Source organism: Corynebacterium sp. HMSC076C10, assembly GCF_001812455.1.
GTDB classification, from domain to species: domain Bacteria; phylum Actinomycetota; class Actinomycetes; order Mycobacteriales; family Mycobacteriaceae; genus Corynebacterium; species Corynebacterium jeikeium_D.
On the sequence record NZ_KV809120.1, the window covers coordinates 1 to 9,675 of the forward strand.

Annotated in this window: 7 protein-coding genes and 3 tRNA genes; 3 read left to right on the top strand and 7 right to left on the bottom strand. The window is 60.7% G+C overall.

The annotated features are described in order from the left end of the window. Positions 1-253: 253 nt before the first annotated feature. The 6 genes from phoU to HMPREF2857_RS05720 form a co-directional block, all read right to left on the bottom strand. A complete protein-coding gene (gene phoU / locus HMPREF2857_RS05695; protein ID WP_080969597.1) occupies positions 254-991 on the bottom strand; it encodes a phosphate signaling complex protein PhoU in 738 nt (245 codons plus the stop codon). A gap of 90 nt (positions 992-1,081) precedes the next feature. Then, on the bottom strand, positions 1,082-2,239 hold the full coding sequence (dusB, locus tag HMPREF2857_RS05700) for a tRNA dihydrouridine synthase DusB (RefSeq protein WP_049190250.1): 1,158 nt from the start codon (positions 2,237-2,239) through the stop codon (positions 1,082-1,084). 132 nt (positions 2,240-2,371) lie between these two features. After that, a complete protein-coding gene (cydC, locus tag HMPREF2857_RS05705) occupies positions 2,372-4,111 on the bottom strand; it encodes a thiol reductant ABC exporter subunit CydC (protein WP_070643086.1) in 1,740 nt (579 codons plus the stop codon). Continuing rightward, the gene (locus HMPREF2857_RS05710; protein WP_083310512.1) at positions 4,108-5,658 is read right to left on the bottom strand and encodes an ABC transporter ATP-binding protein/permease; all 1,551 of its coding nucleotides are present in this window, start codon (positions 5,656-5,658) and stop codon (positions 4,108-4,110) included. Before HMPREF2857_RS05710 ends, cydC begins: the two co-directional genes overlap by 4 nt. A gap of 29 nt (positions 5,659-5,687) precedes the next feature. Continuing rightward, positions 5,688-6,704 (bottom strand): cytochrome d ubiquinol oxidase subunit II, encoded by a 1,017-nt coding sequence (gene cydB / locus HMPREF2857_RS05715; RefSeq protein WP_070643087.1) that lies wholly within the window; start codon positions 6,702-6,704, stop codon positions 5,688-5,690. A gap of 19 nt (positions 6,705-6,723) precedes the next feature. Next, positions 6,724-8,313: a cytochrome ubiquinol oxidase subunit I gene (locus HMPREF2857_RS05720; RefSeq protein ID WP_070643088.1), complete on the bottom strand. Its 1,590-nt coding sequence runs from the start codon at positions 8,311-8,313 to the stop codon at positions 6,724-6,726. Between the two features lie 216 nt (positions 8,314-8,529). Between HMPREF2857_RS05720 and HMPREF2857_RS05725 the strand changes: the two genes are divergently transcribed. Beyond that, positions 8,530-8,602 (top strand) — tRNA-Lys (locus tag HMPREF2857_RS05725). Positions 8,603-8,677: 75 nt separating this feature from the next. On the opposite strand, the gene HMPREF2857_RS05730 is transcribed toward HMPREF2857_RS05725, so the two are convergent. Continuing rightward, positions 8,678-9,208 carry an NUDIX hydrolase gene (locus HMPREF2857_RS05730; protein WP_070643090.1) on the bottom strand — a complete coding sequence of 177 codons (531 nt, stop codon included), beginning with the start codon at positions 9,206-9,208 and terminating at the stop codon, positions 8,678-8,680. Positions 9,209-9,408: 200 nt separating this feature from the next. Between HMPREF2857_RS05730 and HMPREF2857_RS05735 the strand changes: the two genes are divergently transcribed. Then, a tRNA-Glu gene (locus HMPREF2857_RS05735) sits at positions 9,409-9,484 on the top strand. 14 nt (positions 9,485-9,498) lie between these two features. Further along, a tRNA-Asp gene (locus HMPREF2857_RS05740) sits at positions 9,499-9,572 on the top strand. The last annotated feature ends 103 nt before the right edge of the window (positions 9,573-9,675 follow it).

Consider the following 9,675-nt stretch of genomic DNA (forward strand, 5'->3'; position numbering starts at 1 on the left):
ATCCATGATGCAATGACCGCCTGACCCTACCGGCGGTAAAGTGTCATAAACCTAGTCAGTTTCTCGGTTTGGGGCGGTGTTGTGGCTGGGGCAGTGTTTGGCCTGGTGTGGCTTAAAAACGGCTCCACTCCGGCCTAAAACCCCGAGCCCCAGGCCAGCAGCCACCCCCAACATCCCTACAACCCAGCCCAACACCCAGCCCGCCGAGCAGCCCAACAGCCCAGCCCCCCCAACAGCCTGCAGCTTCACGAACCTACATCCGCAGGTGACGCTCCAAGGCCTGCAGGCGTTGGTTAAAGCTGCGCTGGTCGCGCTCATCCTCGAGCTTGTCCAGGTAGACATCGCGCTTGTAACCGGTGGCCAGGTAAATAATCCGGGCGGCAACCTCGACAGCGTGATCCGCGTAACGCTCGTAGAAGCGGCTCAGCAGAGTGACATCCACTGTCTGCGCAGGGGAGTGCGGCCAATTATCGTCGTTGGTCAGCGTAAACAGGTGCTGGTGAATGTCATCGATGCTGTCATCGGTCTTATCCAAGGCCAATGCCTGGTCAACGTCGTAGTCGATGAGCACCTGACGGGTTTCATGCGTCATCTGCTCAGATACAGAGGCCATCTCGCGGAAGAACCCCTCCACGGGCTCCGGCAGTGCCTTGTTCGGGTGGCGACGCCGGGCAACGTTGGCAATATGCACACTCAACGCGCCCATGCGGGAGATGTCCTCGACAATGTAGAGGCCACTGACAATCTGTCGGAGATCACCAGCCACAGGAGCTTCGCGGGCCAACAGCTCGAAGGCTCGCTGCTCCGCATCCTGGCGCAGGTCCTCGAGAGAATCAATCTGGGAAAGAACTGTTTCAGCCGAGACCAAATCAGCCTCGAAGAGGGCCTTGTTCGCAAGCTTGTGCATGGAGCCAACTCGGTCACACATCACAATCAGGCTGTGAGCCAAGTTGTCCATTTGTTCTCGGTAGACAGTGCGCATGCGTTCCATAGTAGGCAATCCTCAACAACGTCGCGCGTTAGTGGGGAGCCCCCAATTACCCCTCGTAAAGTTATGTAAACACTCGCTCAGAACCGAAGCTTAGCCACCGGAGTGCATAATCTCCGCGCCCTCGGGCACGGTGTCGTCCTCCGGGTCGTCCAGCCAGCCCTCCGGCAAGACCACCTTTGCAGGGGACCCCTGTCGGCCGCGGGCGCCGTCGGCGTCCTCCGGGCGGGCGTGGGCGCTGGGGCCGTCGTAAAGCGGTGCGAGAATCTCGTCGAGCGTTGCCAGCGAATCGACGCGCGCAAGAGACTTCCGCACCTCACTGCCGGCAGGGTATCCCCGCAGGTACCAGGCAATGTGCTTGCGCAGGTCGCGGCAGCCCTTACGCTCGCCCTCGTGCTCCACGAGCAGTTCCGCGTGACGACGGATAATCCCCGCGACCTCACCAAATGTTGGTGCCGGCGGCACTTCTTCGCCACGCAGCTCGGCGGACAACTGCGCGAACAGCCACGGGCGACCAAGGCAGCCGCGACCGACGACGACACCATCGCAGCCGGTCTCGTCGAGCATTTTGCGGGCATCGGTGGAGGCAAAGATGTCGCCGTTGCCAAGCACTGGGATATCGCTGAAGCCGGAGTCGACCATGTGCTCCTTCAGCCGTGCAATCTGCGACCAGTCAGCGTGGCCGGAGTAGCGCTGCGCTGCGGTGCGGGCGTGCAGAGCCACAGCCTGGGCGCCCATCTCAGCGGCGATGCGGCCGGCATCGAGGTGCGTGTGGTGCTCGTCATCGATGCCGACGCGGAATTTCACGGTCACCGGGATGTCCGTGCCCTCAGTGGCTTTGACCGCTGCGGCGACGATGTTGCCGAAGAGACGGCGCTTGTACGGCAGCGCCGAGCCGCCGCCCTTGCGGGTGACCTTCGGTACTGGGCAGCCGAAGTTCATGTCGATGTGGTCGGCGAGGTTTTCGTCGACGATCATCTTCGCGGCCTCGTAGGTCCACTTCGGGTCAGTGGTGTAGAGCTGCAGGCTGCGCGGGTTTTCGTCAGGCGCGAAGGTGGTCATGTGCATGGTCTTCTCGTTGTGCTCGACCAGTGCTCGCGCGGTGACCATCTCGCAGACATAGAGGCCCGAGACCGTGCCTGTACGCTGCAGCTCCTGCTCGCGGCACAGCGTGCGGAATGCCACGTTGGTGACACCGGCCATCGGAGCGAGTACCACGGGGGAAGCGAGCTCAAAGGGGCCGATGTGCATGTGCGCGGACGTGGCATCGGCGGGCTTGGCGGCGCTGAGTGGACTCGAGGAGGTATCTAACACGTACAGTATTGTGTCACGCTGAACTGCCGTTTTCGAATCTGTTTTATCTGGCGGATCGGATCGCCCCGGTTAGCGCTGCGTCCGCGGATGCCTGACGACGATCACCGTTCGGCGACCCCTCCCACCGGGCAGGTCGGTGGTATTGCGGAGAATTTCCAGGATGTGGTTCGACTCTTCGTCGAGGTGTTCGGTGGGTTCGTCGAGAAGCAGGATTGGCGCTGTGCTGACAAGCGCACGGGTGAGAATGAGCCTGCGTCGCTGACCACCCGAGAGACTGTCCGCGCCGCTGTCCAGAATCGTGTCCAGGCCGTCGGGTGCGGCATCGACCCAATCGCGCAGGCCCACGGCGTCCAGCACGGAGTAAATGTCATCGTCGCTGACCTGCGGGTTACCAATAGAGATGTTGTCCCGCACCGTCGTGGCGAAGATGTGCTCATCCTCGGCGACGAAGCGCACCAGGTCGCACTGCTCCGTGTTTTCGTGGGGTTCTCCGGCACTTGCCGCACTGCGCCACAGCTCGCGTCCGTCTCCGTCAGCGATGGTCACCGTGCCCGCAACCGGCGGGATTTGTCCGGCGATTGTTTTCAGCAGCGTGGTCTTTCCGCTTCCCGACGGCGCCGTGATTTCCCGGTAGTCGCCAAAGGTGACCTCGAAGTTTTGCATCGGCAGTTGAGCTGGCTGGGCAGCGGGCTCTTCCGCAGTATTCGAGCTGTTGTCGTCGGGGTAGCCCACGATCAAGTCTTGAACCTGCAGAGTTGGCCGAACTGCCAGGTGGTTCTGAGGGAGCGTGGACGTGTGAATTGGCGCTGTGGGGGCTGGGGACGAGCGCATGACATCCGCTTCCTCTGATTCGCCCGCATTCGACGCAAGCGTCAGCAAGGCTTCCCTCGATTGCGCCAGTGTTTGCGCAGCAGCTGGCAGCGGACCAACCGATTCAAAAGCAGCTAGCGGCACCAGAACCAGAACTGTCAGCCACTCGGGGGAGTGCAGCAAACCGCCTTCAGCGCCCCCGGCCGAATCCGTCACCAACCATGACGCTACGACCACGGTCAGGACAGCGGTCAACACGCTAGCCGCGGTGCTCAGTGCGGAGGCGCGGGCATTTGCTCGACCTGCGGCGTCATCGATGGCCGCAACCGTTTTGCTGGAGGATGACGCGGCAGAGACTGCCTCATCCAACTGGCCGTGGATACGCAGGCCGGCGGCGTCGGAAAGCAGCGCTTCGACGGCAGCGGCATGCGACTGAAGCGCGGCCGCGCGACGCTGACTTGAGCGCGCAGTGGTGCGATACGTCAGGTAAGGAGCAACACCGCCGGCCAGAAGCAGCCCCACCGCCAGGAGAACCGCAGCGGCAGGCGAGAGCAGCGCTACGAAGATAACGGCGATGAGAGAGGTCATCAGCGCCACCAACGCGGGCACTATTGAACGCACGACGGCATCGGCAAGTGCGTCAATATTCGCCCCGAGCGCTGTGACAATATCGGAACGCTCACGCAGCGCCAGCGTACGGTCGGCCACGAAATGCTCCCATAGCTTCACGCGCGAGCGCTCGGCGGTGCGCAACGCCACATCGTGGGAGACCAACCGGTCGAGGTATCGAAACGCAGCTCGCGAAATACCCAGCGCGCGCACAGACGTCACCGCCAAGGTGATGTCCATCAGCGGTGGCATCTGCCAAGAACGCGTAATCAGCCACGCCGACACCACGGTCAGACTCAGCGCGGACAGCAGCGTGATGGTGCCCGCCAACACCGGCCAAACCAGGTCGCGGGGTTTCACCAGGCGACGAAGCGCTTGCAGAGTAGTCATCGCGACTGCACCTCCACCACGCCGTCGGCGGCTGCAATCAACAGCGGATCATGGCTGGTGGCAATCACTGTGGCTCCGCGCCGGGCACGTGCGTGCAGGAGCCTAATCACGGACTGCGCACTGTCGGCATCCAGGTGAGCTGTCGGTTCATCGAGGAGGACGAGGTCGCGGGTGTCGTCGGCAAGCTCGCGCCGAAGCGCCTCCCGCTGACGTTGCCCGAGCGAGCGCCGCGAATTGTCTCCCACCGCCGCTGCGTCCAACACTGGGCGCTGGGGCAGCCACGCGATGCGTCGCAGCAGATCCTGGCCACGGAGAATGCGCTGGCCGTAGCGAATAGTTACGGAGCCTTCCAGTCCCTCGTGCACGATGCCGGCGACCGCAAGCAGCGCTGTCGTCTTGCCCACACCGTTCGGCCCCGCCAGCACCGTCACTGTGCCCGGCCGCGCGATGGCGCTTAATTCACTTGGCCGTACGCCGTCTCGCCCCGGCGCGGAAAGGCGTTCGAACACGACCGTAGGGGCGCTGGGGACACTGCTTGACGACGTTCCTTCGGTCGCCCCCTCCATCGTTTCAGAGGCGGTGCCTGTGGAGTTCGGAGTCTGGCCAGCGTCCTTGTCTAACAGTTCCGTGACTTCGGTGGCAGCGACCACACCGTCCTGGGCGGCGTGGAATTTCTGGCCAACCTGGCGCACCGGGCCATAGATTTCTGGGGCGATGATGAGCACTGCCAGGCCGGTTGCCAGCGTCATGTGGCCTCCCAGAAGTCGGAAACCGATGCCGACGGCGATGAGGGCGATTGACAGGGTGGTGAGGAATTCCAGGACCGACGCGGATAGGAAAGCGATGCGCAGGACCTCCATGGTGGATTTCCGGTGGCGGGTCGACAGGCGCTTGATTTCCTCGCTGGGGGTGTCGGCCATGTTGTGCGCTTTGAGCGTTGGCAGGCCGATGACCAGGTCGAGAATCTGACCACGCACCGTGCCGATGTCGGCCAGACGGTGTTCTGTGCGGCCCTCAGTGAGGCGACCTACCAGCCACATGAACAGTGGAATGAGTGGCAGCGTGACAACCGCGATGGCAACCGATGGGAGGTCCAACCATGCGACTGCGACCAATGCCATCGGGGTAGCCAGCGCTGCGGCCACCAGTGCGGGGAGGAATTCCGCCACGTAGACGGCCACACCATCGAGCCCGACCGAAAGCAATGCGCGCCAGTGCGCGGTGTCGACAGTGCGAGGATCGCGCAGAGCCAGGGCTCGCAGTGCCCGGCTGCGCAGGTCTGTGGCCACGCGTGCACCCGCAGATTGGCCGAAACGCACGAGCGCGTAGGAGCAGGCCACCCGAACGAATACAGCGGCCGTGGCTATCAGCGCGAATAATGTCCAATTAGGAGTTGCCTCACCCAGAACCTGCGCCGTAATAGTGCCGATTGCCAGCCCCAACGCGATTGTGGCACCTGTGCTCGCGGCGGTCAGTGCGCCCGCGAAAATGACCCAACGCCAGGCTGGGGCCGACAGCTTGAATGGTTTCGGATCGACAGGTGCCACTTTTTAGAAACTAACCTCCAACGGACGGTCTACTGCGAGACCTTACGTTCAGCCATCAACCGCTTGCGGAATACCCAGTATGTCCACGCCTGGTAGGCAATCACCAGTGGGGTAATCACCAGCGCGGTCCAGGTCATGATTTTCAGCGTGTAAGGGTTAGAGGCGGAATTCCAGATATCGAGGGAAACGCCGTCGGCAAGCGTCGTCGGCATCAGATACGGGTACATGGCGCCGAAGACAACGGTGGTGACGGCGACTACGGTGACCGCGGTTGCGGAAAAAGCGATGCCATCGCGGTTGCCTACGGTTGCGGAGATGGCAATGACCAACCCCGCGACGGCGATGACGACAACAGCCCACAGCCAGGTCTTTCCGTAGCCCAGCTGTGTCCAGATGAGGAACACGCCGCCAAATATCAGCGCCGACAGTGCCGGAATTCGAGCGGCGTTGCCGACCTCGTCGCGTAGCTTGCCGGCGGTCTTCAGCCGCAGGAACGTAACTGCGTGAAGAGCGAACACAGCCGCAAACGCAATCCCGCCGACCAGGGCGTACGGGTTCAGCAACCCGAGCAGGGTACTAAAGCCGGAGTCCAAGTTCTTGTCGGCATTCAGCGGGACACCGCGCACCAGGTTCGCGACCGCTACGCCCCACAGAATCGGCGGCAACCAGGAGCCGAAGATGATTGCGCGGTCGCACCAGGCGCGCCAGCGCTCATCGTTGACTTTGAAGCGCCATTCCAGCCCGACAATACGGACAATCAACGCCACCAGAATCAGGAAGAGCGGCAGGTAGAAGCCGGAAAACATAGACGCATACCATTCCGGAAACGCCGCGAAGAGCGCGCCGCCAGCGGTAATTAGCCACACTTCGTTGCCGTCCCATACCGGCCCGATAGTTCCGAGCATCGCTTTACGACGCGGTTCATCGCGGCCAACGAACGGCAGCAGCATTCCGACGCCGAAGTCAAAGCCCTCGAGAAGGAAGTAGCCGGCGAACAGGAACGCGATCAGGACAAACCACAAAACGGGAAGATCTAATCCGAACATGTCAGAGATACATCCTTATCTACTTTGTGTCCTCAGTCGCGGAGACTTCGGAGTCGGGGCTGGCAGCGGACTGGGCATGGACCTTGTTGAATCGAACCGGAGACGAGATGATCGCGCCCAGATTGGTAGCGATTGGGGACGATGGGCCAGCGTGCTCGGGGTCATTGCCGATGGCGTTGATAGCCTCAGCGGATTCGGTCGGAGGTCCGGCAATAACTGCGCGGCGAATCAACCAGAACCACACCACTGCCAAAATCAGGTAGAGCAGGGTAAAGCCCACCAGGGTGATAATCACCGTGGCCGGTGCGTGGTCGGACACACCCATATCGACGGTCATGCGAATCAGCTCGGTGCGCGGGTCGCCCGCGTGATCCGGGTTCGGGTGCACAATCCAGGGCTGACGGCCCATCTCCGTAAAGATCCAGCCAGCGCTGCTGGCCAAGAACGGGAACGGAATCGCGAGGATACTGCAAGCGGCGAAAATGCGGGCTCGCTTGCCCGTCGGCACGCGCCCCTTGCGAGTAAATAGCCAAGCGAAAAACGCGATAGCCAGAGAACCGACCATGAGCCCAATCATGGCGCGGAAAGACCAGTATGTGACGAACAGATTCGGAGAGTAATTGCCTGGGCCGAAGACCGCCTCAGCTTTTTCTTGCAGGTCCTGCACGCCCTGGAGCGTGACGCCACTGAACTTGCCCTCGGCCAGGAAAGGCAGCACCCATGGCACCTCGATGAGATGCAGCACCGAGTCGCAATTGTTGTGCGTACCGACGGTCAGAATCGAGAACATTGGATCTGTCTGCGTGTGGCACAGGGACTCGGCCGATGCCATCTTCATCGGCTGCTGCTCGAACATAAGCTTGGCCTGGATATCGCCGGTGATAAACACCGCCAGCGAGCTGAGCACAGTTGTCCAGAGCCCGACCTTCATGGACTTGTGAAACGTCCGTTCGTGAACAGTATTGCTCTGGCCACCGCGGCGGCTCTGAACCAGCCACCAGCCACTGACGCCGACAACGAGCGTGCCGGCGGTAAGGAAAGAGCTGGCCACGGCATGCGGGAAAGCTGCCAAGGCAGTGGAGTTGGTCAACAGTGCGCCAAAGTCTGTAAGCTCTGCGCGGCCGGTTTCCGGGTTGTAGACCGCGCCTACAGGATGCTGCATGAACGAATTGGCGACGATGATGAAATACGCCGAGATATTCACCGCAATAGCGACAATCCAAATCGAGAGCGTGTGCATCCAGGTGGGAATACGCCCCCAGCCGAAAATCCACAGTCCCAGGAAAGTGGATTCCAGGAAGAATGCGATGAGGCCTTCAAGAGCCAGCGGGCCGCCGAAGACATCACCGATCATGCGGGAGTACTCCGACCAGTTCATACCGAACTGGAATTCCTGGACGATACCCGTGGCTACGCCCATGGCGAAGTTAATAATGAAGATGGTGCCGAAAAGCCGCGTCGCTCGGTACCAAAGGTCATTTTTCGTCGTGGCCCACAGTGTCTGCATGAGCGCGACGAGCGGAGCTAGACCAATTGTCAGCGGGACAAAAATGAAGTGGTAGACGGTGGTTATGCCAAATTGCCAACGAGATATATCGACGACATCCATGTTTCCTCGACTGAAAAAGTAGACATAAACGATGCGTGTACTCCGACGGATTTGTCGAAGCCTGCATCAAGTGCCCGCAGTATTCCTGCTTATTAATTCAGTCGGACAGGAGGGGTAAAAAGTTCCGGGGCGTGAACTTATCGACGCGGGCAGGGCAAAACTCCGGAGGGCAATTATTAAAAACAAGCGCGTAATTGCTAGGCTATTTTGTTGCGCGGGCCTTTAGCTCAGCTGGTAGAGCTACGGACTTTTAATCCGCAGGTCGCGGGTTCGAGCCCCGCAGGGCCCACAAGCACGCAAAACCCCAGGTCATCAACAGCCTGGGGTTTTGTAGTATCTTGCCTGTATTTGCCCTCTGTGGCACCTACTTCTCCCGCTTGTGGTAGCCCATCCGTGGCTTGAAGCCCGCCGGGTGCTTAAGCTGCGCCACTGCATCGGCGACTATCAAGCGGAAGCGTGGCTTCATCGGTGGCATCTGTGAGATCTGGAACCATCCGACATCAGTGGATTCATCATCAGCGACATAGGGGACGTCGTCGCCAACAACACTGCAGCGCATGGAGATATCCAGATATGAGGAAACATCGCCGTTGAGGTGTTCGATAGGGCCAACGGCGCCAGTTCCAAGCAGGGCCTCAACTGTGACATCGAGTCCCGTTTCTTCCTTTACCTCTCGCACGGCGGCGTCGTGAGGCTGCTCGTCCGGGTCGATAATTCCGGTGACTGGGGTCCATTCACCATTATCGGAGCGACGAACCAGCAAGACCTCGGGCAAGGCGTACATCGGTGCATTCGGCGGAACATCGCGAATGACGATAGCCGTGACACCGGGGAGCCAGAGCGGAGCGTGGCCCACTTTTTCACGGAGCTGAACAATGAAATCCGGAATTGCCATAGTTGCGAGCTTATCTGAGTACTAGTAGCGTCCGCGGAAATAGTAAGAAACTCCAGTTCAACCGTGGATTTTGGGAAAAGGGTACTTATCCTCTATAGTTCTTTACGTTGCCAAGAGCGCGCGCAAATGCAATGTTCATACACTGCAGGTGTACGCGGAGTGTGCCACTGAGTGGGCAACTCTTTGCAGCGTTAAGTCGGGCTCCCATCGTCTAGAGGCCTAGGACTCCGCCCTTTCACGGCGGCAACACGGGTTCGAATCCCGTTGGGAGTACCACTAAAAATCATGATGGCCCTGTGGCGCAGTTGGTTAGCGCGCCGCCCTGTCACGGCGGAGGTCGCGGGTTCAAGTCCCGTCAGGGTCGCAATTCTAAACGCCAGTTCCGGTTGGAGCTGGCGTTTTTTGCTTTTGGTTAGTGGTGCGCTGGGCGTCGGGGGTTAAGTAAAGAAAAGTGTGTCTTTTCCGGG